Annotated in this window: 20 protein-coding genes; 13 read left to right on the top strand and 7 right to left on the bottom strand. The window is 60.1% G+C overall.

What is annotated here, in order from left to right; translation table 11 throughout:
* The first annotated feature begins 77 nt into the window (after positions 1–77).
* The 3 genes from KB879_RS24390 (at position 78) to KB879_RS24400 (ending at position 3,938) form a co-directional block, all read left to right on the top strand.
* Complete coding sequence (locus tag KB879_RS24390) at positions 78–1,322, top strand: tyrosine-type recombinase/integrase (protein WP_211979925.1); 1,245 nt, start codon at positions 78–80, stop codon at positions 1,320–1,322.
* A gap of 170 nt (positions 1,323–1,492) precedes the next feature.
* The gene (locus KB879_RS24395; RefSeq protein ID WP_211979926.1) at positions 1,493–2,779 is read left to right on the top strand and encodes a helix-turn-helix domain-containing protein; all 1,287 of its coding nucleotides are present in this window, start codon (positions 1,493–1,495) and stop codon (positions 2,777–2,779) included.
* A 13-nt stretch (positions 2,780–2,792) separates the two neighbouring features.
* Positions 2,793–3,938, top strand: coding sequence for a beta family protein (locus KB879_RS24400; protein ID WP_211979927.1), 1,146 nt, complete (start codon positions 2,793–2,795; stop codon positions 3,936–3,938).
* A gap of 273 nt (positions 3,939–4,211) precedes the next feature.
* On the opposite strand, the gene KB879_RS24405 is transcribed toward KB879_RS24400, so the two are convergent.
* From KB879_RS24405 to KB879_RS24420, 4 genes are read right to left on the bottom strand one after another with little or no spacing between them, the layout of a single operon-like run.
* Positions 4,212–4,958, bottom strand: coding sequence for a M48 family metallopeptidase (locus tag KB879_RS24405; protein ID WP_249221184.1), 747 nt, complete (start codon positions 4,956–4,958; stop codon positions 4,212–4,214).
* Positions 4,959–4,968: 10 nt separating this feature from the next.
* Positions 4,969–8,286 carry a type I restriction endonuclease subunit R gene (locus KB879_RS24410; RefSeq protein ID WP_211979929.1) on the bottom strand — a complete coding sequence of 1,106 codons (3,318 nt, stop codon included), beginning with the start codon at positions 8,284–8,286 and terminating at the stop codon, positions 4,969–4,971.
* Positions 8,286–9,644, bottom strand: a complete 1,359-nt coding sequence (locus KB879_RS24415) for a restriction endonuclease subunit S (RefSeq protein ID WP_211979930.1) — start codon at positions 9,642–9,644, stop codon at positions 8,286–8,288. Before KB879_RS24415 ends, KB879_RS24410 begins: the two co-directional genes overlap by 1 nt.
* Positions 9,637–12,144 carry an N-6 DNA methylase gene (locus KB879_RS24420; RefSeq protein WP_211979931.1) on the bottom strand — a complete coding sequence of 836 codons (2,508 nt, stop codon included), beginning with the start codon at positions 12,142–12,144 and terminating at the stop codon, positions 9,637–9,639. The genes KB879_RS24415 and KB879_RS24420 overlap by 8 nt, the downstream gene beginning before the upstream one ends.
* A 463-nt stretch (positions 12,145–12,607) precedes the next feature.
* Between KB879_RS24420 and KB879_RS24425 the strand changes: the two genes are divergently transcribed.
* The 8 genes from KB879_RS24425 (at position 12,608) to KB879_RS24460 (ending at position 18,841) form a co-directional block, all read left to right on the top strand.
* Positions 12,608–13,417: a DUF4942 domain-containing protein gene (locus KB879_RS24425; protein WP_211979932.1), complete on the top strand. Its 810-nt coding sequence runs from the start codon at positions 12,608–12,610 to the stop codon at positions 13,415–13,417.
* Between the two features lie 124 nt (positions 13,418–13,541).
* Positions 13,542–13,883 carry a hypothetical protein gene (locus tag KB879_RS24430; RefSeq protein WP_211979933.1) on the top strand — a complete coding sequence of 114 codons (342 nt, stop codon included), beginning with the start codon at positions 13,542–13,544 and terminating at the stop codon, positions 13,881–13,883.
* Between the two features lie 141 nt (positions 13,884–14,024).
* Complete coding sequence (locus tag KB879_RS24435) at positions 14,025–14,990, top strand: DUF932 domain-containing protein (protein WP_211979934.1); 966 nt, start codon at positions 14,025–14,027, stop codon at positions 14,988–14,990.
* Positions 14,991–15,064: 74 nt separating this feature from the next.
* Positions 15,065–16,078, top strand: coding sequence for a YqaJ viral recombinase family protein (locus KB879_RS24440; protein WP_211979935.1), 1,014 nt, complete (start codon positions 15,065–15,067; stop codon positions 16,076–16,078).
* Complete coding sequence (locus tag KB879_RS24445) at positions 16,075–16,989, top strand: phage capsid protein (RefSeq protein ID WP_211979936.1); 915 nt, start codon at positions 16,075–16,077, stop codon at positions 16,987–16,989. The genes KB879_RS24440 and KB879_RS24445 overlap by 4 nt, the downstream gene beginning before the upstream one ends.
* Positions 16,986–17,951: a hypothetical protein gene (locus tag KB879_RS24450; protein ID WP_211979937.1), complete on the top strand. Its 966-nt coding sequence runs from the start codon at positions 16,986–16,988 to the stop codon at positions 17,949–17,951. The genes KB879_RS24445 and KB879_RS24450 overlap by 4 nt, the downstream gene beginning before the upstream one ends.
* 102 nt (positions 17,952–18,053) lie before the next feature.
* Positions 18,054–18,356 (top strand): hypothetical protein, encoded by a 303-nt coding sequence (locus tag KB879_RS24455; protein ID WP_211979938.1) that lies wholly within the window; start codon positions 18,054–18,056, stop codon positions 18,354–18,356.
* A complete protein-coding gene (locus KB879_RS24460; protein ID WP_249221185.1) occupies positions 18,356–18,841 on the top strand; it encodes a hypothetical protein in 486 nt (161 codons plus the stop codon). The genes KB879_RS24455 and KB879_RS24460 overlap by 1 nt, the downstream gene beginning before the upstream one ends.
* A 154-nt stretch (positions 18,842–18,995) precedes the next feature.
* On the opposite strand, the gene KB879_RS24465 is transcribed toward KB879_RS24460, so the two are convergent.
* Complete coding sequence (locus KB879_RS24465) at positions 18,996–19,337, bottom strand: helix-turn-helix domain-containing protein (RefSeq protein WP_371827424.1); 342 nt, start codon at positions 19,335–19,337, stop codon at positions 18,996–18,998.
* A 218-nt stretch (positions 19,338–19,555) separates the two neighbouring features.
* Here KB879_RS24465 and KB879_RS24470 point away from each other — a divergent pair, with 218 nt between their 5' ends.
* Both KB879_RS24470 and KB879_RS24475 read left to right on the top strand, forming a co-directional pair.
* Positions 19,556–21,355, top strand: coding sequence for a hypothetical protein (locus KB879_RS24470; RefSeq protein WP_211979939.1), 1,800 nt, complete (start codon positions 19,556–19,558; stop codon positions 21,353–21,355).
* Between the two features lie 185 nt (positions 21,356–21,540).
* Positions 21,541–22,485 carry a toxin-antitoxin system YwqK family antitoxin gene (locus KB879_RS24475; protein ID WP_211979940.1) on the top strand — a complete coding sequence of 315 codons (945 nt, stop codon included), beginning with the start codon at positions 21,541–21,543 and terminating at the stop codon, positions 22,483–22,485.
* 414 nt (positions 22,486–22,899) lie between these two features.
* Here KB879_RS24475 and KB879_RS24480 read toward each other — a convergent pair whose 3' ends face one another.
* Together KB879_RS24480 and KB879_RS24485 are read right to left on the bottom strand one after the other, a co-directional pair.
* On the bottom strand, positions 22,900–23,733 hold the full coding sequence (locus KB879_RS24480; RefSeq protein ID WP_211979941.1) for a hypothetical protein: 834 nt from the start codon (positions 23,731–23,733) through the stop codon (positions 22,900–22,902).
* Positions 23,730–24,917 carry a toll/interleukin-1 receptor domain-containing protein gene (locus KB879_RS24485; protein WP_211979942.1) on the bottom strand — a complete coding sequence of 396 codons (1,188 nt, stop codon included), beginning with the start codon at positions 24,915–24,917 and terminating at the stop codon, positions 23,730–23,732. The genes KB879_RS24480 and KB879_RS24485 overlap by 4 nt, the downstream gene beginning before the upstream one ends.
* Positions 24,918–24,923: the final 6 nt, after the last annotated feature.

Raw genomic sequence — 24,923 nt, forward strand, 5'->3', positions numbered from 1 at the left:
CTTCTATCCAATTTAATCTAGCACCTTCCAACCCCTTCCAGCATCCGCTGATGGGCTGAATGATGGGCTAGAAATCGATGCTGACCGACAAACAAGCAAGGGCACTCAAGCCGGACGATAAGCCGGTCTTCGACGGGAAAATAACTGGACTGCTGTTGACGCCGACAAAGTCCGGCTGCAAATGGACACTGCGCTTCACCAGTCCGCTGACCGGGAAGCGGCGCGACGCCGGCCTTGGTACGTATCCTGAGACGTCGATTGCCGAAGCCCGCGAAAAAGCGCTCGCCATGCGCAAACTCATCGACAATGGTGAGGACCCCATTGACCAGCGCAACCGGGAGCGCGAAGCGGCCGCCGTCGCCGCAGCTGCCCTTACGTTCGAGAAAGCTGCACGACAGGTCCACGAAGAACTCAAACCGGGCTGGAAGAACGAGAAGCATGCCGCACAGTGGATCAGCACGCTTGAGACTTATGTATTTCCCAAACTCGGGAACCGCAAACTCGACGCGATCAGTCCTGGAGATTGCGCGGACGTGCTCCGCCCGATCTGGCTGACGAAGGCCGAAACAGCCAGCCGCACTCGACAAAGAATGCATGCGGTCATGCAATGGGCATGGGCGCACGGTCACATCTCAGCGAACCCGGTCAGCGTCATCGATCACATCCTTCCCAAGCAATCCGCCAAGCCCGAGCACCAGCCCGCCATGCCCTGGCGGCAAATTCCGAAATTCGTCACCGCGCATCTGGCCGAACATGAGCCGGGTGACAGTACACGCGCCGCTTTGCTATTCCTGATTCTGACCGCGACACGCAGCGGCGAGGTGCGCGGCGCGACTTGGGATGAACTTGACCTTCACGCAGGCGTCTGGAACATCCCCGCTGCCCGCATGAAGGCCAAAGAGCCGCATCGGGTTCCGCTGTCGGAGAAGGCACTGACACTTGTTAAGACGCTGAAGCAGAGCCAATTGCACGACACCCTGGTCTTTCCGTCGCCACGAGAGAAAATGCTGAGCGACATGACGCTTACCGCCCTGCTTCGCCGCATCAAGGCAGAGAGTGACACGCCCGACCGCTTCGCGACGGCTCACGGCTTCCGCTCAAGCTTCCGAGACTGGGCGAGCGAGAACGGATATGCGCGCGACCTGGCCGAACGCGCGCTCGCCCATACCGTAGCAAACAAGGTGGAGGCGGCCTACCATCGCACAGACTTACTTGAGCAACGGCGTCCAATGATGGAGAAATGGGCGGAGCATGTCCTGACTCAGAAAAAAAAGCCAATGCCTATGCGGACCCGGCCTCGCCACCTGACCATACAACCCTAGCAATGGACCAAGTAGAAATGCAGTCCTAGGGTCACTTGGCATTACTCAGCCCAATTGCCCTATGTAGGTCGGCGCATTGGCTCGCGGACTCGCAATGGCGAGCATAAAGCACGCCTCGAGAAGGTGCGCCCCCGCTTGCACCCAACAAATTTGTTGGGTAGAATTCGGGAATGCCTTCGAATGCCCTTATCACCAACGACCGCAACGCACGCGAGGTTTCAGGCCTTATCGATGAAATTTTGCACGCGACTTCCTCCGCGCAAACGCTCGCGGCAGTCGTCGACGGCCTATCACCTGACGTGGTCGATAGCATCCGCCGGGCACTAATTACTGAACGCCAAGAGCTTTCCGGTATGTTGTCGGCGTACCAGGAAGCAAAACGAGGCAACCTCGAGCCTCTTAAGCAACGCGCAAGCGGTGACCTCGGCGACATGCTAATCGTCGCACGCATCGCGAAAGGCTGGTCCCAAAAAGAACTCGCCAGGCAGATTGGCCTGAGAGAACAGGCAGTTCAGCGCTATGAGGCTGAACGCTACCGCTCAATCAGCCTTGCAGGCTTTATTAGGGTGGCCAAAGCGCTCGGCCTCACGATTGCGGCGGATGTTCTGTCGCCAGCCGACGCCCCTTGGTTGTCTCTCCCCTCGCTAGACGTTTCGGCTGCCGAGGCCCAGAAGGTCCTCAAGCATGCTCGGGAAAACGGCTGGCTCGAAGACGGCGGCACCGATGAAAGCGCGTTGAGCCAACTCAAGCGGTACATCTCCGAACACGTCGGCACGCACGGCAAGCCATCGTTGTTCCGAACTGGCTTGACAGTCGAAAACTACGCTGATGACTGGTCATTGCTGTGCTGGAAAGCACAGGTTACACGCCAAGCCAAGTCCCTAATAGACGCACACAAGATCAAATACCGCCCCTTGGACGTTTCATGGCTGAAGGAATTGCCCAAACTCAGCACGCAAGCCGACGGACCGCTTCGTGCGAAGGAGTTGCTCCTCCATCACGGCATTGTTCTGCTTGCCGAACGCAACGTACCGGGGATGAAGGTCGATGGCGCGGCGTTCCTTGTCGAAGATATCCCGGTAATCGGGCTAACGCTTCGCAGGGATGCACTGGACAACTTCTGGTTCACCTTGCTGCACGAGGTTGCGCACGTAGTGCTTCACTACCGAACGGGCTTGGCCGCCGGCTTCTTTGACGACATCGAAACAAGGGATATCGATGCCATGGAAGCGGAAGCCGACCGTTTTGCCGGAAGCCTCCTCATCCCTCAAGACATTTGGCTGCGCTCGCCCGCTCGGATCGCGAAAGCAGCCGATACAATTGAACGATTCGCAAAACAACTAGGCATTTCCCCCGCAGTCGTTTTTGGCCGCATCAGGATGGAGCGGCAAAACTACGCGATTTTTTCGGACAAGATTGGCCTGGGTCAGGTTCGCAAGCAGTTTTTCCAACAGTAGTCGGAGGTTCTGAATGCAAGAAGTCTCGAAGATTTTGTACTGCCCGGCCCTGCGCCTGAAGTCTGGAGAACTGGCAGGTGTGAAGGAGCTTGACGATGCCGTGGCGCGTTATGTGCTTCCCCGCTTCGTCGTACCCCCTCTGTCCGATCGCGACGACGAAAAACAGTACGAACTCTTCGATTCTGACTACAGCGTTCCCGATGTCGGCGGCATGCTGAGCCGTCACTGGGTACGCCGCCCGGCATTCATTGACATTTCGTATTTGATCAAGGAGTGCGGCGCCGCGAAAAGCTCTGCGTGGTTGCCGCCAATTTTCGCTCGAGCAGCGTCGCTTAGTGTCCGGGCCATTCCCCTTATCCGCCTCAGCGACCTCGACCCACATCTCATCGAAGCCTTTAAGAAGGCCCTGCCGTCTGCAGAAAAACTGAAGCTGGGCATTAGCGTACTCTCTGGCGACCTGGTTGATCCGCAGTTTGCGGACAAGGTTCATGCCCTTCTGAAGGACCTCTCCTTGGAGTTCGGCGATTGCGCGGTGATCGCCGACTTCACGGACGCTGATTTCTCTGAAGTCGAACTCGTCAGCCCGATTATCACGTTTGCCATGGAGGCTTTACAGGATCTAGGCGCCTGGCAATTGATCATCTTCCAAGGTACGTATTACCCCGAGAAGAACCCCGCCGTCGCCGGACAGACAGTCACCTGGCCGCGCAACGAATGGCACGCCTGGCATGGCGCCGTGAAATTCGATGCCGCCACGGCAGAGTATCTGATCTTCGGAGATTTTGCCGCTGACTCCGCAAAGATGAATTTTGCGAAAGGCCGTGCAGCCCCGATTCGCCACTATCGCTATACAACGCCGAGTGACTGGCTCATCGTCCGCGGCGCAGATGGCGGCACTGCCGAAACGATTATGACCGATGTCTGCACCCGGATTGCTAATAGCGGCCTATTCGCCGGCGCCACTTTTTCGCGGGCGGACAAGTACATCCGTGACACCGCTTCTGGCCAACCCAATCCTGGTAATCCCACAACTTGGCGTCAGGTGAACACCACGCACCACATCACGCGCGTGGTGGTAGACGTCGCCAAGGTTAGGGGCATCACCATCGCGCCTCTGCCGTCTACCCCCGTCTGGTACCAGAACGCCTTGTTTGGCTGACGGCGCTGGTAAGGAGATTCCTGGCGATTCTGCGATTCCCACTCTGGCGAGCAATAGCAGCGGGATCGCGCTGCCGCACGGCTCCACGGGATGAGATGCGCCGTTTCCCGGCGAAAATCGGCTATGGTCTTGAAGTCCGGCGCCAGACGGCCCGTGAAGATGGTAACGGCTCGGACGGCCGACACGGTCGGTCATTGGAATACGGCATGCAGGCTAATCGAGCGAGGGCACGGCGCTCTGGAGACCGTCAAAAGGTCAGTGAACGCCCTGCTCTCAAATCCCTTCAACGTCTATACCGTGTTCAGCCAACCAAGCCTTGCGTTGTGCAAAATCAGGCATGGCGCGCTCGACGCGAAGCCAGAACGCTGGGGTGTGGTGACGTTCGTGCAAGTGAGCGATCTCATGCACCACAATGTATTCAGCAATGCGCGGTGGCAACAAGATCGACTTCCAGTGAAAATACAACCAATCACCTTTACCGCAGGAACCCCAGCGGTACCCCAAGTCCTGGACTTTGATGCCAGCCGACTGGACTTCCATCCGAGACTGATATTCGTCGACTCGGCCCGCTAGCCAGGTCGTCGCGCGCTCGCTGTACCAGCGAATGAAATGTTCCCGTGCGCGTGGCAGCGCATCACGGCACAAAGCGAAGCGTCCGTTGAGAAGCTTCAACGGCACATCCTGTTCTTCCATCAGCTTCAACCGGTAGCTGCGCCCAAGATACAAGAAGCCCTCACCACCCACAAATTCCTTGCGTGGTACGGGACGTTGCAGCCGGTCCTTGTATGCCAGCTTGGTGTAGATCCAGAAACGTTTCTCGACGACGAATTCACGCAGTTGTGCCTCGTCCACATCCGGTGGCGCGCACAGCACTAATTCTCCAGTGCGTTCCACAGTGATTTGCATCGTCTTGCGTCGCGCGCTGCGCCGCACCGTGAATTGCAGATCATCGACAGTAAGACCACGGCCCGGCTCCAAGGCCGAGGTGTCAGTCCGCAAATCGATCGGTGTCACCAGCACCGGCATCGCCTCAGACCTGCACTAGCTTGTCGTGGTTGGCGCGGGCCTGTTCCATCAACCGGTCAGCCAGCACCCCAGCCTTGTCCGCATCCACAAGCCTCGGTCGCAGGCGCATCAGGTGATCGAACAACTGTCCATTTAGCTCGTCCTGCGCCGAGCGCTTGTGTGGACTCCAAATGTTCCGGTTGTTCTGCAGTTCCTGCATCAGTAGGTCCAACAACTCCACGGTCACATCCTTCAGTCGCAGCAGTTCAACATCCGTCGGCGTAGCGCCGGCACAGACCACATCCAGCAATGTCCTGAGAAACGGTGCGCAATGCTCGGGCAGGTCGCTAGGCGCATCAGCAGTAGCAGCCTTGCCCGTGCGCAGATCGTCGATGATCTTTTGCAATTGCACAATGACTTCGTTCCATTGCTGGTCAAGCGTTTTGAGAATGTCGTTGAGCCGCTCCGAGAGCTTGCGGAAGAGTACCGGGTCTTCATCAACGTGTTTGCGAATATGCGAACGAATCGCATGTTCCATCTCTGAGGCTTTGGCGCGGTCATTGGCCTCGCGTGACAGATGCCTGTCAAACTCGGCATCGGTTAGCTGAATCGGCGGGATCTTGGGATCGATACCCAACGAAATCACGTGGTCGTCGATTAGTCTGCGAACCTTAGCGCCAACGTCCCTACCCAGTGCCGGCGTGTCCCTGTAGCGGTTGCGGGCCCGGGCGTAAATGTAAGCAAGCCGCTTCGCGTCTCCGGAATATGGAAGACCTTCGGGACGCGGTAGCACCGTGTCCAATGACCCTAGGAAGGCCTTGAGCTTGACCGCAAACTCCGCGCGCAATTTTTCGTTGCCCAGCGCGTTGATGCAGGCTTCTGAGTCATCCAGCGACTCCACGCCCTGCTTCCGGAATAGATCGATCAGACGCAGATGCCGGTCGCGTAGCACCGGCACCTCGTCCCTCAGGCTAGCGAGTGCGCCTTCGACATCCTCGTCAGCATAGGCAGCAAGGGCTTCCTTCAAGTGCTGCGCCACGCCGTAGTAGTCCACTACGATGCCACAGCGCTTGCCGAAACCGGTGCGATTGACGCGGGCAATGGCCTGCAAGAGTTCCGCTTCTCGGATTGGCCGGTCCAGGTACATCACGCCCTCGATGGGTGCGTCGAAGCCAGTCAGCAACATCGACTTCACCACCAGGAAGGCAAGTGGGTCGGTTTTCTCTGCCTTGGTGTGAAGCAGGGGTTGTTTGAAGCGCTTGATCAATTGCGCCTGCGCTGCACCGTCGGTCCACGGTTTCCAGGCCGGGTCATCATTGTTGCCGCCCGAGATGATCGGGGCGAACTCGAGCCGAGACAACGATACGCGGTAGCGCCATGCCTGGACCACGGCTCGCATCTTAGGCGGGCGCTGGCACAAATCCTCGTCATCTAGCGCCTTGTCTTCCAACGAAAGAGCCTCAGCTTCCGCGAGCAGCTCGTCGCGAGCCTTTCTGAGTGCGTCGAAATAGCGAATCGCCGCCAGCCGGCTGTAGGCCACTACCTGGGCCTTGTAGCCATTGGGCAGGATGTTGGTGACGTAGTGTCGGATAATGTCGCGCGCCTTGTCGGCAATGAGCGCCGGGGCTTCGAAAATATGCCCTTTGGTCGCGTACTTCTGCTTGATCGCCTCGAGCTCTTCCGCCGTGTGCTGGCGAAACAGATCCTCGAACAGCTCATCGAGGCTTGCGCCGTCCTTGATCGCACCGTTGGCGGTCCGCCCCTCATACAGCACGGGCACCGTGGCGCCGTCGGCCACCGCCTCCTTGATCGTGTATCGGTCAATGAACTCGCCGAAGATCTCGTGGGTGCGCTTCTTCTCGCCCATGACGATCGGGGTTCCAGTGAAGCCGATCCGCGCGCAATTTGGCAGTCCCGCCAGCAGGCTCGCGTGGAGATCGCCGGCCTGGGTGCGGTGCGCCTCATCAACTAGCACAAGGATGGCCTCGTCCTCGTTTAGGACCTCGAAATTCGCTCCCGACTTGTAGACGGGCTTCAGCTCCTCCACCTTAGACAAATCGTCCGCAGACTCGCGCGAATCGCCCTGCAATTCGCCATTTCGGTACTTCTGGATGGTGGCGAAAACGAGCGCTGGACCACGGCGCCGGGCGAGTGCCTTCACCCCATCTGTGCTTTCTGCCACCTCAACTGTTTCGCCGGTCAGCGTGGCGGTGACGGACAGCTGGCTTTGAAGATCCTTGCGGTCGGTGACGACGATAATCTTGAAGCGGCGCAGATCTCGATCGGCGCGCATCTTGCGCACCAGGAACACCATGGTGAGTGATTTTCCCGAGCCCTGCGTATGCCAGATGATGCCTCCACGCTGATCGTGATCGCCGTGCTGCAACCGGGTCGGGCCGTTCTTGAGCCGCGCGAGCGCGCGGTTCACGGCGCGGTACTGTTGGTAACGGCAGACCGTCTTGATTGTCTGCCCGCCGGCCTGCATGAACAGCGTGAAGTTCTTTACCACATCAAGCAGATGGGCAGGGGTGAGTAAGCCCGCAATTAGGCGTTCTTGCTCGGAAAGCATGTGCTTTCCGAGCGCCCGTGCGGTATCAATTTCACTGCCTGAACCGTCCGGGCCAATCACAGTCTTCCACTGCACGTAATGCTCGAAGGCGGCGCCCACGCAGCCGAACCGGGCTTCATCGAAACAGGTTGCGATCAAGAGCTGGTTGGTTGCGAACAACGCCTCATTGCCCTCGCTGTCATCGACCTCGAAGGCGACCTTGCGCTGATTGCTGTAGCGGCGCAATTGATCGATCGCCTCGGTCAGCGGCTCGGCTATAGATGGGCTCTTGCATTCCACAACCACCAGAGGCAGGCCGTTCACCAGCAACACAAGGTCTGGCACGATGAAGGCCTTGGCCGAGCTGAAGCCAGGCGGGCAATCCACCCGGTATTGGTTGACCACCGTGAAGCGGTTATTGGCAGGTACGTCCCAATCTATAAAACGGATTGTCTGTCCGCGCCCGCCGTCCCAGCCGGGCAAGCCCTCGACGGTGATGCCCTTGATCATGAGCTCGGCGAGCTTCTCATTGACCTCCATCAGCTTGTGCACACCGGGCCGGGTAACTGCGGCCACCGCTTCGGACAGTCGCCCGTCGTCCAGCCAGGGTCCACTATCAGGCCCAGGGTTCAGCACCCGCAGCCGCTCGCGCAGCACGCCGTCCTGGATGACATCGGAAAAGCTTGATCGGCCCGTGGCGCCCGGATCGTCAAGGCTGCCTTCGACATGCGTCCAGCCCTGTGCGACGAGCTGGGCGACGAAAGGCTTTTCGACGTCCTCCAGTTCCCAGCCCATCAGGCAACCTCTTCCGTCTCGTGCTGCACTTGTTGTGTCTTTAGCAAGGGCGTGACGCGGACACGGCCAGTGAGGAGGTCGTCCATCAGGCCGGACTTACTCGCTATTAGCTTCTCCCTTTCAAGCATCTCACGCCGGATACGGCTTTCGAGACTTGAAACTCGGTCAGCAATGAGTTGTTGTTCCTCCAAGGGCGGCAGCGGAATCTCAAATTCCTTAACTTCTGCAACATTGAGATGTGGGTTAGTGGTACCCGAAGTCAAAGTCGCGATCCTGTCCTTCACTGCCCCGGAATAAATCTGCGCAAGAAGGAACTCAGCAATCAATCTTCCCTGCTTAGGGCGAAGCAGCATTACACGCTGGCCGAGACAAATCCTCATCCCGTTGGGGATAACGAATGCCTCGCCGACGGGGGCTTCACGCGTGAAAATCACGTCTCCTGGCGCAGGCTCAAGCCGGAGTATGCGCTCGCAATACTCACGTTCTGAGACTCTGGAAGCTGACGCTTCCAGAAATGTGCCGTCCTTTATGTGCATCGTGCGAGCAACCAACACTCCATCATCCCGAAAATCCGGTGTCGAGTGAGGGCAATCCACAATGGCGCAACACACACCACTAATGCGCTCGACGCTCCACCCCTTTGGAATCCAGCCCAGCGCCGACTCCTTGTAGTGATGGGGCGCTTCGGCTTGCGGTGGGCGCAGTTCGCCGTTGGTGTCAATGCCTCGCGTCAGCAGATCGTAGAGCAGACCCTGCTTGACCGCCTTGAGCTTCGCGATGATCGCCTCCGTTTCATGGATAGCGGTATCGAGAGTATCGAGGATTTCGGCAATAAGTCGCTTTTCGGCTGGGGCCGGCATCGGCACCTCAATAGACCCGAACTCCGAGCCGGAGATTTCGAGGAAGGTCGTGCCGGAAGCGCGTCGCACTAGTTCCGGTAGCACTTTCTCGAAGAGATGAAAGTAGAAATCCGAATCAGCTGGCTGTTGGAAGACGATGGACTTGAAGCCCTGGTTGGTCGCCATTGGCACGGTATTGATGACCCGTGCGCCAAGCGTGGCGCGAGTCGTCACCATCAGCGCCCCAGTTGGCAGCAGGTTGGCTCCGCTGCTTGCTAGCCCTGTGGAGCTGATGTGCTCGTTGGTGTCGTGAAGGTACTTGGTTGCGTTCCCGCTCACCTCTCCCGGAGTCACCCACGGTATGGTTCCACGCCAGAACGATGGAACATTGCGGGAGGGTGTTCCGCCACCTACGACCGTACCGAGCTGCCGAATTTCTTTGCGTTCCCAACCCAATGGCAGGTGCTGAAGGAAACGTTCGTACACGTGCAACGACTGCATCGTAGTCTGATCAGACATACTTAAGTTCCTTCAGAAATCCCTCCAACGCCTTCGCTGCCGCGTTGCGGTTTTCTTCGATTTCATTAAGCGTCACGCGGTACTTGTTCCACCAGTTCTCAAAGGCGGCAACGATCTGCTTGCGGTGCGCCACGATATAGCGCTCAATAATCGCTTGCATGTCGTTGTGCAGGATGGTCAGCAGCAGCGAGGCAGCGGCCTCCGGTGTGAGACCGTCAACTGCAGCGTCGAGATGGATGGTGAAGCTTTCCATCTTTGCCTTGAGATGCTTCTTCACCACCGCCAGCTCCTTCTTCCACGCCTTGAGCTGGGCCTCGTCCACGGCGTTTTCCTCGTCCACCTCATCGACAGCATTCACCGACGCTCCGTCGCCCTCCTCGTCATCGGCGCCTTTGGGGCTGGCCGCTTTGATCTGAGCGTCAAGTTCCACCCTCTTCGCCTCCAACTCAGTGATGGCACCGACGAAGTCACCCATCAGAAACTTGACCAGCTTGTGCTCCAGCGGACTTTCCTTGGTCGCCTTGTCCTCCAGCGCGGTAATGATGCTGGTCCGCCAGGCGTCCGCCACGCCCTTGGCATCACGCGCCATCAGCGTCAGGAAGTCGTACTTGGTGTGGTACCAGAAGCCAGCGATGATGCCGCGCACCTGAAATGGATCGAGCAAGCCAATCGCCTCCAGCGTCTCGCTGAAGCTCGCAAGCAGATCGCTGCGCAGGGCCACAAGGCTGGCTGGGTTCTCTATCTGACCCGCTAGCGCGGTAATGCGCGCGCTATGGGATTGCCACCATTGTTCGAACGCATTGCGTATTGCAGCCTCTTTCGCCTTAAGACCGGCATTGCCCGCAATGGCCGGCTGGATATCCTGCTGGCGGGTCAAGGCGGGACTGAAGTGATAGTAACGGTCATCATGCTCGACGAGCAGGTCCATCGGGTCCAGGCCTTGCGCCTCGAAAAGCCTCGCCATGCTTTGCGCATGCACCTCGGACTTGGGCACGCCGCCGACCAAGTGGGCACGCACGTCATGCGGCTCGGGATGCGGCGCATTGTCGGCATAACGGCGGATGTTGAGGTTATAGTCGTTGGCACGCAGTGTCGCGATGTCCACGATAGCTGAAAATCCGGGCACAGCCTTGAATTCATCGAAGGTGGTGACGATCTTCTCGATGTGCTCGGGCAGCAGATAGTTTTGCGCCCGGCCCTCGAAGAACTCACGATCGGCGTTGATGAACAACACTTTTCCCTGCCTCTCAGCCGGCTTTCCACTGATGCGCTGGGCGCCATTCTGATCGCGTTGGCGCAACACCAGGATACAGGCAGGGATACCAGTGCCATAGAACAGGTTCGGGGCAACGCCGATCACCGCCTCGACAAGATCCTCTTCGAGGATACGGGCGCGGATGGTCCTTTCTTCCCCTCCCCGGAATAGCACACCATGCGGCATAACGGTCGCGACTACGCCGCCGTCGCGAGTCACGGCGAGCATGTGCTGCAAGAACATGAGATCCGCCTTCTTGGCGCCTAGAGGAACCTGCCCGTATTTGAACCGATCAGGGAATTTCGGCGCCCACGCTGGCGTACCGTCCGGATTCTTCTCGGTATTTCCCCAAGGCAGCGAAAAAGGGGGGTTAGTGATTACACGGTCGAAGTGCATCAACTCCCCGCCTTCAACGTGTTGCGGCTCAGCCAGCGTGTCGTCGTTACGGAGGTCTGCGGTGCTGATGCCGTGCAGCAGCATATTCATCTTGGCGATAGACCATACCGTACCGTTGAACTCCTGCCCGAACAGGTTGGCCTTACGCCCATCCTCTCCATGCTCGTCGATGTATTCCTTGGCGGCAATCAGCATGCCAGCTGAACCGCAGCATGGATCGAAGATGTCGTGCTTTAGCTCCGGCTTGACGAGCCGGACCATCATCCGCACAACCGAACGGGGTGTGTAGAACTCACCGCCTTTCTTGCCGGCAGAATCGGCGAATTCGCCGATCAGGTATTCGTACGCCGCACCGAGCAAATCGGGAAACTCAAAGTCCTCATTGCGCAGCCGAAGCTTGCCGAAGTGCGTAATAAGCTGCCTCAGCTTGATATCGGGGATCTTGCTCTGGCCTACCTTGCGGGTGAAGTCGATGTGCTCCAGCACCTCGTACAGACTAGTATTTGCCGTCTCTATGCCGGTCAGCGCCTTATTCAGATAGTCGCCGACATTCTGGTGCGCATCGTTCAACAGGTAATCGTAGCGCGACTGGGGCGGGACCCAGAAGGAGTCCTCCTTGATGTACCAACGAGAGAGTTCGGCAGACTGGCGAGCCTCTACCTGGCTTTTGCCGGCCTCCATTTCGAGACGGATGACTTCCTCCCGGCGCTGGTCGAACACATCAGAACAGCGCTTGAGGAACAACATCCCAAAAATGTATTCCTTGAACTCGGAGGCATCCATCTTGCCGCGCAGGATGTCGGCGGCTTTGAACAGGTGACGTTCCAGTTGTGGCAGCGTCAAAGGCATATGTGAATTCCTAAATTTATGCTTGTTCGTCTGCCCAGAGTGACGTCGGGCAGGCGGTGTTTTGTCCGAGGTTCGTGTGCCCTTGCTGATCGATGCGAAGTGGCGAGTTCGCCACTGAATCGGGATTCCGCCAGTCATTTTACTTTGTGTGGCGGGGATATTTCAGCCTCCTGCACCGCCATCGACACCCAGCACAGCCGCATGAGCGCACGCCTTCCTTGTCGTTCTGCGTCTTCGGAAGACTTGCCGCTCTCCCGCGACAGGGATTCAGAAAGTTTCAATCACATATAACCCACCTGAGCGCGGCCCGTTACCGCCGCCGCTCATCAAGATCCGGTCCCGTCCCGGCCGCCTCAGCTTGGCCAAATCCGTGCCCATCCCGCTTCAGGCGCCACGCCGGGCATCACGTTGGGCCGCCCGGATCGCCCCCCGAAACTTTCTCTCGCCCCTTCGCAGGAGGCTCATGGACACCCCTACCGACCTTGTTAAAAGCATCAGCATCGAGAACCTCGCCAATCAACGCCTATCCGTTGTCGAGCGCGTCCGCGCCTCACTTGACCTGCTGGCGGAAGCCGAACGGATCGCCCGCCTTGCCCACCTGGGCTTTCCGAGGCTCGTGATCGACAACAGCCATTCGCGGCGCGGCACGCCGGTTGTGACCGGCGAGTATGCCAACCGCGCCGACGCGGAGCAGGCGATCCTGCGAACGATCGACACGCAGGGCTGGCAGTACCTGCTGGCCGAATCGGGCCTGCGCACTTTCATGGACGCTCGCGCCCGCGAGCAGTGGAATCGGCAGATTGCAGAGGGCGATGTGCCCGAGCTGACCGCCGCCAACATCGAAGCCACGTTCAGCCAGCTCTATCGGGCGAGCGGCGAGATGTTCGAGCGCGGCGTGATAGCGTGTTTTCAACGACTATCGTGGGATTACAAGACCAACCAGCCGTTCCGGTTCGGCAAGCGCCTTATTGTCACCTACCTGTTCAGTCACGGCTCGCCCAACCATCGCATCACCGACGAGCTGGACGATCTGCTGCGCGTCATGCGCGTACTGGACGGTCAGCCCGAGGCAGATCACCGACACGGTGCCTATCACCTCATCACCGAGGCATGGCGTGCCCGCCTCACCGAAGCGCAAAACGACTACCTGCACGTGCGCTGGTTCCGCAACGGCAATGGGCACCTGACCTTCAAACGGCTGGATCTGGTAGACGAGATGAACCAGATCCTCGCCATGCACTACCCGAACGCGCTCGCTTCTGAAGCGCGTTAGCACCCCAGTTGTTCTCCGACGCATTCCGCGTCCCCAGTCTTCCCCTTGTCGTTCCCCAGCACCGCATCCGGCTCGATCGGAGGGCGGCACTCAACCATTCAATTTTGCAAGGAAGACATTCCAGATGACATCCTCTATCTGCCCCCAATGCGGCTCCACCCGCATCGAAGCCCGCGAGCTTGGCAAGAAGGCGGGCAGCGCCATCGGCGCAGTCGCAGGCGCCGCCAGCGGTGCCGCAGCCATCCTGTCCGGCGCGGAAGCCGGCGCAACCGTAGGCGCACTGGCCGGCCCAGCTGGCGCGTTGCTTGGCGGCTTGGCCGGCGCGCTGATGGGCGGCCTTTTCGGCGGTGCGGCCGGTTGTGCAGCGGGCTCGGCCGTAGGCGAAGCGCTTGACGAGAGCATCCTCGGCAACCGCCAGTGCCTCGATTGCCATTACACCTTTACCGCCCCTGCTCCGGCCCAGTAACCCGAGGCGCTGTGGTTCGCCATGTTGGCAACCCACGCCGTTCTCCCCCTGTCTCGCAGTTTCCCTGTTACCCAATTCCCATCGATCTTGCCCGGCATTGTCCGGGCGTTATGCCCTTGTTTCGGGCAGAAAGGATTCACCATGCATCTCGTCCAATCAATGGCTTATGTCAACGCCACCCCTTGGCACGGACTGGGCAACCAGCTCGCCCCCCATCAACCCCTCGAAATCTGGGCCGAACGCGCCGGCATGAACTGGCGTATTGAAGAGTCCGAAGTCCGCTTTGTGTCTGGCAACGCTGGCCTGGGGGCCATCCACGCCTTCCCTGAACAGAAGGTGCTGTACCGCTCGGACACCAAGACACCGTTGTCGGTCGTCTCGTCGCGCTATCAGGTTGTGCAGCCCGCAGAGATCTTGGAGTTTTACCGCGATCTGACCGAGGTCGGTGGCTACGAACTGGAGACTGCGGGTGTACTCAAGGAAGGCCGCAAGCTCTGGGCGCTCGCGAGGACCGGCCAGAGCGCCACGCTCAAGGGCCGCGACAAGGTGAACGGCTACCTGCTCCTCGCCACCGCCTGCGATGGGACGCTCGCCACTACCGCGCAGTTCACGTCGGTGCGGGTGGTCTGCAACAACACGCTATCCATTGCGCTAGGCGACAGTGCGGGCGCGGTCAAGGTGCCGCACCGCAGCCAGTTCGATGCTCAGGCGGTGAAGCGCCAGCTCGGCATTGCCATCTCGTCGTGGGACGGATTCATGGCCCGCATGAAGGCGCTCGCCGAATACCGGGTCAAGGACGACGCCGCCGAAGCATTCTTCCAGCGCGTGCTGACCTATCCCACGGGAAATGTCACGGATCGGCCCACTGCTACCCTCAACGACAGCGCCATTAAGACCGTGCAACAACTCTATACCGGACGCGGCAAAGGCGCGTTGCTGGCCTCGGCGGACGGGACAGCCTGGGGCCTCGTCAACAGCATCACCGAGTTCGTCGATCACCACCGCCGGGCACGCAGCGATGACCACCGTCGCGACGCGGCCTGGTTTGGTGCAGGCGCATCGCTCAAGCAGAAGGCGTGGGACGAGGCGATGAAGCTCGTCGCATGATCGTTCTGCCGCTTCTACGTCATAGCCGCCCGGCCGGGATATCCCGCCGGGCGTTTTCTATTCAGGAGGTAGGTATGTCTCAGACGCTAACGACCGAGCGCATCCGGAATCGTCCGGCGCTGCGCCTCGTGGACACCAAGGGATTGAGCCGTAACGACTGGCTGGCCGTGCGCAAGACCGGCATCGGCGGCTCAGATGCCGCCGCAGCAGTTGGTCTCAACCCTTATCAGAGCCAATTGGAACTATGGCTGGAGAAGACTGGGCGTGACGCCGGCCTGGTCAAGCCCGACCCCATGGACACCACAGAGCCCGTCTATTGGGGCACGCTGCTGGAGCCCATCGTGGCAGCGGCGTACACACAGCAGACCGGGCGCCGGGTGCGCAAGGTTAACGCCGTGCTGCGCCATCCCACGGTGCCTTTCATGCTCGCCAATCTGGACCGGGAGGTCATCGCGGAACCGGATGTGCAGATCCTCGAATGCAAGACGGCGGGCGAGTTCGGGGCACGTCTGTGGCGCGACGGCGTGCCGGAGTATGTGCAATTGCAGGTACAGCACCAGTTGGCGGTCACTGGCAAACAGGCGGCCGACGTCGCTGTGCTGCTGTGCGGCCACCAACTGGCCGTGCATCGAATTTCACGGGACGAGGCATTGATCGGCCAGTTGATCATGCTGGAAGCCAAATTCTGGACCTATGTCACTACCGACACGCCCCCGCCAGCGGACGGCTCGGAATCGGCCGACGCTGCGCTGCGCTGTCTGTATCCCCAGGACAGCGGCCAGACCGTGGATTTCATTCAAGACCGGCAATTGAGCGCCACCTTCGCAGACCTGGTAGCGGTGCGAGCCGATATCGCCATGCGCGAACAGCAGGAGGCTCGCCTCAAGCAGACGATCCAGCAGGCGATGGGAGAAGCTTCCCGAGCGCTCTTCGAGACAGGGGAAGTCACCTTCAAACGTAGCAAGGACGGTTCGGGCATCGACTTGAAGCGGTTGCTGGCCGACCACCCGGAACTTCAGGCGCCATACGCCACCACCAAGCCCGGCTCGCGCCGATTTCTGATTCACGCACAAGAGGACAACCCATGATCAAAGGATTCGCCATCACACCGCCCGTCATCGGGCGCATCTCCATCGGCCGTGTGGTCGAGAAGAACGGCAAGCGTCTACCGGAGAAAGACGATCAGTTCACGCTAACCACCCAGGTGCAGAGCCGTGACGGTTGGATGCTACACCCGCTCAACGAATCGCTGCGCAAGGCGACGTCCGGCAAACTGCGCACGATCCCGATACGCCTGCTCTTTAATGATCCAAACCTGAATCTGCGCGCTGAATATTGCCTGTTCGACCGGGAAACCGGGCGACCCGCCTGCGTCGGAAACGGGGAGCAGTGCCGGCGCATTGAACGGGATGGCATCGTCAGTCTGCCCTGCCCGTCGCCTGACGGCTGCCAATTCGGCGGCCACGGCGGCTGCAAGCCGTATGGGCGGCTGAACGTGATCATCGGCGACGAGGACGAGATGGGCTCGTTCATCTTTCGCACCACGTCCTACAATTCCATTCGGACGCTCGCGGCAAGGCTGCACTACTTCAGTGCCGTGTCGGGCAACCTGCTGGCTTGCCTGCCGCTGGAACTGAAGCTGCGCGGCAAGTCCACCACGCAGAGCTACAGGTCGGCCATCTATTACGTCGACCTTGGGGTCCGGTCGGGCAGTACGCTGGAGGAGACGCTGACACAGGCGCGGGAGCTGGACGCCCGACGCAAAGCAGCCGGGTTCGACCAGGTGGCCTTGGACGCGGCGGCCCGCCTTGGCTTTGCGAACGGGGCCTTCGAGGATAGCCCGGAAGAGGCAACGGCAGTCGCGGAGGAGTTCTATCCCGAAGCATCATGCCGCGGTCCGGAGCCAGGCGACTCCGGGCAATCCGAAGCAGCCGGTCCGCCCACGCTGCGCCACAAGCTTGAGCGCAAGGCGGCGCTGCTGGGCGGGGCGGCTGCATGAACCGGCCGTCTCACTGGGTGCTACTGCTCGCAGTGGGCACGACGGTCACCGCGATCTGCCTTTCTGCCCTGGCCGGCTGGCAGCGTGGGGGCGCGCTTTCGGAGCGGCTTGTGTGGATGACGATCGGCATTGTGCTGGTCGTCAGCACACACCTGCTGCCTTCGTTGGTTCGGGATTCGCCGCCTCTCATGCGCGCGGTAGCCGCCGTGCTGTGGGTCACATGCCTGACGGCAGCTTGTTACGGCCATGCGACGTTCTTCCTTCTAGCCCAGCGGCATGCGGGGGAGATACGGGCCGCGGCCGTGGCACCGGGTGCGGCTCCAGTTCCGGCCGGCCGCAGTCTGACAGTCGTCATGACCGACCGGGCGAGCGTCACACGGCAGCTTGCGCTCGCGACCTCCCTGCGTTGTGCGCGCGACTGTGCGGGACTGGAGGCCCGTCGTGCGACGCTCGCCGCCAGACTCGAAGCGCTGAATGCTGAAGCCGACGAGGTCAGGCGTCGGCAAGCTGCGGACGACCGAGCAACTGCCCTGCGTGACGCCCTGACGACCGATCCTGTCACGGCGCGACTGACCGCGTTTTTCGGCACGACTGCCACGCGCATCGATCTGCTGTCCAGCCTGGCATTCGCGGCAATACTGGAAGGAGTGGCCTGCCTACTGTGGACAGTCGCGCTGCTGCCGCGTCCGCCGACTCATCGCCGGGCATCCGTCGCGCCGAGTCACACGCCGACGCCGGTGAGTCACGCGGTCGTCACCGATAGTCACAGTCCAGCAAGCCAGCCAGGCTCACCGTTACCCGGCGTGGAGTCATCCGATGCCGACGTGACGCGGCTCGTGCAGGACGTCGCGGCCGGTCGCGTGCGCCCGACCGTGGCCGACATCCGCCGCCACCTCGGCTGCTCTCAGGCACGAGCCACGGCGCTGCGCCGCCAACTCGCTGCAGTCAGCCTGGCGGCATAAACCGGGCATCCCGCCCGGCTGCCTCTCATTTCTTTCCCATTTGACATGCCCGCATTCGGTCTCTCCGAAGGCCTTCGCTCGTCCCTTAACCTGGAGAACATCATGACGAATTCCCATGTGCCCCCGCCGACCGTGCCGCGCCTGCCGCTCGGCCGTCTGCTGGCAACACCCGGTGCAGTCGACGCCTTACTGGCTACGGAAGTGTCGATCTACCTGCTGTTGAACCGGCACGCCCGCGGCGCCTGGGGCGACGTGTCCGCTGAGAATCGCCTGCAAAACAGCCTGGCGGTCCTTGCCCATCATCGCGTGCTTTCCTGTTACCTGCTGCCCAACGGGCAAAAGGTCTGGATCATTACCGAGTGGGACCGCTCGGCAACCACTGTGCTACTGCCGGACGAATACTGATGGACGTGCTGATCCAGAAACTGCATCCGGGCTTGCGCCTGGGCCAGCAGCTTGCCTTGGCGGATTCCGGCGCACCACTTTTCAGCCGACAAGGAGACTGGGCTGGCGGCAGCACGTTGCATTGCACTGCCATGGCACTCGCGCTGCTGGGCAAGCTATCCAATCCGGTCCAAGTCTGGCGGCATGCAGACGGTCCCGAGGCCACGTTCTGGGATCGCGCCTGGCCCCAATACCTGCATGGTCAGACGCTGTCCGAGTTGGCGAGCTTCATCTGGGAGTTGAATATCGGCGTGCGTCCGGTCACGGCCGAGGGAAGACCGGCGGCGGTGTTGTGCTTCTGTGCACGGGAACTGGCGAGGGGCTGGCCGGTAGTCGTCGGCTGGCGCAGCCAGCATCCGCAACCGGCGCACGCCGCGCTGGCGGTCGGGGTCGAGGGGCGACGGCGCGCTCAAGGCTTCTCGCCCCATGCCCTTGTTGCTGCTTGACCCGGCCGAGGCGGAACCAGGGCTTGCCGCCTCCAATGCACGTCTGGAGTTCGCCAAGCCGGGCAGTCGGCCGGCCTATGTCACCGCTGGTGGAAGGTGCCCTATCGCGATCGAGGGCGCCATCTCGATCCGGCGGTCGGGCGGGGCGACGTAGCTACCGCAGCCGGCTGCGCTTGATCTCGGGGGGTGTCGCGGTATTTGCCCTGCGCTCGCCGCTTGGCGCACGCGGGATCTGCGTCATTGGCGCGAACAGTTCCGCCAGGCTGATCCCGATCGCATGGCAAATGTCTGCCAATGTCTCTACGGACGGGTTGGCCACGCCGCGCTCGATGGCTGAGATGTAGGTGCGGTCGACCTGCGCCTCGAAAGCCAACGTTTCCTGCGACTTGTCGGCGGCATGCCGGCACTGCTTGATGCGTTTGCCCAACGCCACCGAAATCGGGGCCGGACGGACAGAGGAGGAGTCGGAGCGATTGACAGTCATGGCGTGCAGGATGCCCACCTGAAGACTGATTCACGACGCTGTAAATACGTCACTTCACGATGTGTTTACTCTACAATCCGCCGCTAACATGCCGATATGCCCCATTGGGGAAATTTTCTTTTGCCCTTTTTTGTAGAGTAGACACAACAAAATCCAAGGAGGGCGCGCCGCAAACAACAAGGTTATACAACCCACAATTCGCCGCGGGCGAAGACAGGAACATCACACATATGCCCAAATCTCTGAAAGTGAAAATCCAAGGCGACCGGCGTCTTAGCGCAACGGGCCTCTTGACGGCGGCTGCCATGAGCGCGTCACTGTTGTCCGCCTGTGGCGGGGGCGGTAGTGACTCGGCTACCAATCCGAGCACACCTGCCGGCCCGACGCAGCCCACTCCGAACCTGACTGGCAAAGCCATCGACGGCTATCTAGTTGGCGCTAAGGTCTGTCTTGATGTCGACGCCAGCGGAAGCTGCGACGCGGGCGAGCCGAGCACCACCACGGACGAGAGCGGCGGCTTCGGCCTGGTGGCAGATGCTGCTGCAATCGGTAAGACGTTGTTGGTTGTGGTCGACACGAATACGAAAGACAAATCCCGCCCCGGTTTTAGCTTCCCGGCTGGATTCGTTCTGTCCACGGTGGTCGATGGCATGACCGGCCAGCACGTGACCCCGATTACCACCATGGTGCAAGCCCAGGTGCAGAGCGGTAAGAGCCAGGCCGCGGCCGAGCAGGCGGTGGCGTCGCTGCTGGGCGGCAAGGTCAACCTTAAGGACGACTATATTGCGAATGGCGACAGCAACACCAGCGCATTCGCGGCCCAAGTCGTGGATAAGGTGGTGGAATTCGCAAAGGCCGACCGTGGCGACACCGACACGGTGCGGGCGGTGATGAATGCCATCGTGACCAAGGGTGGTGTGACTCCCGTCACGCAGGCTGATGTCGACGCAGCGCGCGCCAAGCCAGTCTATACCGCCGACGTCGATGCCCAGGCGCTGTTGGCCGAACCGCTGTACACGTACGCCGGCACTCTCGGGGACTTTACTAGCACGCCGCCCAAGCCTGTGCTCGTCCGGCAGGCCTGGACCCGTAACGGCCAAGGGCTGCAGGCGAGCATGGAGGAACTCAGTCTGCAAGCGTCAGGCTGGATCCCCTCGCCAACCGGCGCCAGAGCGCTGGGCGGGATTTACGGTGCCTACGCCCTCAAAGCCGATGGCAATTGGTCGGCATTCATCCCGGCAGCAGTGCTGGACGGCGCCTACAACGTGCTGGCGACCCAAGGCAACGTCATCACCGGTACGGATGCCAATACCGGGATTGGTACTAGGCTGGAGTTCCGCCGCGCGGTGCTAGACAGCAAGGCGTTCGTCAATGTCATGCCTCCATCCACCTCTGGCGACATGCTTGCCGCAATGACCGGTGGATTTGGTGGTAGCACCACGGGTTATGCCGTGATCCGCTCCGAAGACAGGGACATGGTGACGATACCGGCTTCGAGCCAATGTGGCAGCCCCAATCCGATGGTCGAAGACGGCGTGCAGCAATGCCCGCTACTGGGCACGCCGACCAACCAGTACACGTCGGTGCTTGACGTACTGACCGCGCCACCGGTGCCGTTTTTGCTACCGGGGCTCGGTTACCTGCGCTTCGGGCCGAACGGTCAACTGGTCGTGTATGACGGTCGTGACGCCAGCAAGACCCTGCTCGACAGCAACAAGGTCAGCTGGTCACTGTACGCGCGCAATCAGAACGTCATGGTCCTCAACGTCAAGTACGGAGACATCGCTGCGTACGCAGACTCGGCGTCGTACGGGATGCCGGGGATGCTGGACGCTCGGTACGACAGAGATCAGAGCTATCGCGACGTGCTGCAGTTGGGGGCGAAGTTCGTGATCGCCCTTCACAACGGCCATCTGCGCTACGGCCTTCTGGTCCCAGCCGGCGTCGAGACGTCGACGGCGCTGCTCAAGCAGCCCGCTTTCGACCAACTCATTGAAGTCGTCAAGCAGGCGCTGGCGACCACCTGGTAAACGTCCCGGCCGGTTCCACCCGGTAACCGGCGTGGCCTACGCCATGCCAGGTGCAAGTGTGTTTCGCGGCAGAAGCGAGGCCGGCATTCCAAATTGGGATGCCGGCTTTTTCATATCGGTGGGTGCGCGGGCGCTCCCCTACGCACCCAATTTCGTCCACGTTCAACCTTTCCATTTTCTACATCATGAAACTTCATCACTGTCTAACAATTCTGGCTGTCGCACCGGTGCTGCTCGTATCGGCCTGTGGCAAGAACGGGATCCTGGACTCTCGCAATGCGACGATCGCCAACGGTAAGGTCTATGCGGGCAATGCGAACGAGCCGTTCTCCGGAGGCCTGACAAACGTCCCGGCCAGAGTCCTGCTGACAGCGCAATCGGGTTTCCAGCTGGCAAGCAAGCTTGCCGGCATTGCTCTTTCCGACGCCATTTCCGCGGACGACGGCAATGCACGGTCAGTGCTTCGCGAATCAGGCGCCGCGGCACTGCTAGCTGGAGCGTTATGCAACGCGCAAATTCGGGACGGCCTGCCTGACGGCAAAGCCGTTTGCAAGGAGCCTCAATCCGAAATCGTTCGAATCGAAATGTCGTTCAAACATGGCGCACTGGACGACTCATTGCACCTCTATGGTGGGAAGAGCAACAACGGTCTGCTCATGGAGGTGACCTTCCGAAAAGGGCAGCCAGACGGTAGCCAGCAGGTCTATAGCTGGATCAACCACAAGCGCATTCACACCTTTCCCTGGGACGACGGCGTCCCCTCCGGCACCGAAGAAGGGTTCGACGCGAATACCGGTGCGCTCGTCAAGCGCGCAACGTTCGTGGACGGCAAGTACGAAGGTGAAGTCCTCCACTACGCACCCGATGGCAAGCAGGTCACGATCAAGGCGACCTACGCACAAGGCAAGCTCAACGGGCCATACAAGGAATGGGACGCAAACGGTGCACTAACGGCCGATAAGACTTACGCCAACGGCATTGAAGTCGGCACTGATGGATCGAGCTTCGGTGCGTGCGTGAACGAATGGGACGACGCCTATCGGACGGTGCCAGGACACAGCGCCTTTCCGCCGGAGGAATTGCACCAGCAGTGGGAAGCATCATGCCGTGCAGGTAAGCACCCCGTCTGAGTACAGATCGCCCAAGCGGGAAGGCAGCGTGCGCCTGCATATTCGCGGCCATACTAGGGCGCTACGCGGCCCGACTGAAACCTGTAAGTGCTTGTCAGCAGGACAAACATTTGCGGTAAAGACATCCATCCTGCTCCGCGTCGCCAGGTTCCCATGCCCTTTACCCCGCTTTTGGCGGGGTAAAGGGCAAGATTACGGCCCATTCTTTTTTGGATTTTTTTGCCGTTCTACCGAATGGACTGAGGTTCCCCCAACGGACCCACCCCGGACAGCCAGCCGCTAAGGTCAGTGTCCGGAATCGGAATTCAAGCGGACAAGCCAAAGCTCGGTGTCGCTAGTTACCGCCGATGCTAATCGTCAGTGGACAGCGACGCTCCTTTGAGGGTGGCGCGGTTCGCCCGAGAAATGAAGCGGTCAGTTTCCCCCGTCTTGCCCCAGCTCTACCCTCCGAAAAAGGCCTCTCAAGAGTAGCGTGACAGCCTCGTCAACATGAACTGTTCTAGCGAGAATTGCGTTCTCTTCAGTTGTAAGGCCATTCTGAAGTCTCTCCGGGCCAAAGGCGGCAAACCTGGCGCGCTCCGCCCATTGAAATGGGGACTGTTGTCGAGGTGCTACTAGGCCAAGATCTTCCGCGATGTCGCGAGCACAGCCTCCGAAGCCCCCTAGTATGAAAAGGGGCTTGCCAGCCTCCAAGCTGCAAAGTGCCTCCTCACCAATGCCAGGCATTCGCCCTTTGAACCCGTCAACGCGGCCACCCAACACAATTCGCGCGTTACTGACATCTGTCATCTTGCGGCGCATAGCACTTAACCCGGTGGACCATTCGTCCTCAGTAGCCGCATGAACAGGTGCCGCCTCACGCGTCGCCAACGCAATCTCGTTACCTTGTACGTCCAAGCAATGAAATTCTGCCAAGCCAGCGAGATTGCTGGCCCGCTCTTGTATCGCTTCGGCCGGCATGCTGCAGTGTACCGGCCACGACAAGTAATTCACTACACCAGCACGATGGTCACCTATGTCGGCATCCCGACGATGGCGAGCAACCAACTCGAGGAGCAATTCCGTGAAGCCCTGATCCCTCAAATCTCCGCCATAGGCAAGGCGCGCGCCCATTGCCAGTAGATGGCGTGCTACTTCTGCCATTGCGTCGCGCAAGTGCTCCTCGGCGAGGCCCAATACCGGCATATCAGCGCTCTCCGAAATAGAGATCGCAACCGTCATTTGGCTCAGAGGCTCCTGATAGCTCATTCCAACACTCCAGACTGGGCCGTCCATTCGGTCATGGTCCGCAGGCGGATTCCCGGTGCGATAGTCTCGAAGAGTCGCTGTTCCTCGGATCCTAACGGCGGGTCGGGATAGACTAACGTCGTGTTTTCGCTCCTATGTTCCCCAAGCACGGCCAAGGAAATTAGCTCCGGCGGTCTCGGGAGGAATACCGCGTTCTCTGTAAGGCAGTCGGACACCACTTTGACTTTGCAGCGCCAGAGAAAATCCTTCAACACTTCGTCCAGTAAACGTGCGATCACTTGATCGACGCGATCAACCTTCGCTGGATCCATCCGAACCACAGGAACGTTGCCCAGATATGGAAAGCCACGCTCGTCAGTATCTGAAATACAGTTGGCAACCACCAGCGGCACACTCCACCGCTTAGCTTCAATAATTTCGCGGCGGCACCATTCACGCGACGAGAAGCTGTCGGTATATATGGCCACGACTGCGCTAACCCGCACTTGGCTCAATATGACTCTGTCGAAGGGAATGCCAGGGGGGATGTCTTTGACATCAAAGAAGGATGCAAGCCCGCCACCATCAACTAGCTTTTGACGTACGAGTTGTGCGATCCGCTCACCGTCATTGTCGCGCTTCGAATGGCTGAGGAAGATCTGTACCTTCCTCAGGTACTTTTCCAAGGCCCCCTCATTCTCATCTGGTCGGCGTAGCTGTTCGAGATATGATCTCAGCATCCGGCAGAATTGATAGGTCAAATCTGATGTCAGGCGATGCAAGCGCTGCTCTGCATCAAGCCCCCCCCATTTATCCCAACGCACCGCCTGCTCCATGACACCAGTACGAACGAGCGCACCGTCAATGGCAACCGGGAATATGCGGGCTCTCAGCCCCGCCGTCTCGGTTCGGACAGCCAAGTCCTTTACCCATCCCAGATAAGCAGCATCCGCTGCAAGATGCTCATCAAACAGCACAATGATTGCAGCAGTCTCTCCCTCGTCAAGGTCGATCGCCATGGGTGCTGACGTTGAAGGATCAGGCGCACTTCGATACAGAACACTTAGCCCAGTACCACCCGCTACATTCTCGTAAAGCTGCCGGCGGTAGTGGTCATAGAGCCGCTTAGCTATTGCCGTACCCTCTTCAAAGGCGGGATGCCAAGCAACATAGACGACCAGGAACGGGCGAGTGGAAATGGGCACTTGTGG

The sequence above is a fragment of the Cupriavidus sp. KK10 genome (genome assembly GCF_018223725.1).
GTDB classification, from domain to species: Bacteria; Pseudomonadota; Gammaproteobacteria; order Burkholderiales; family Burkholderiaceae; genus Cupriavidus; species Cupriavidus necator.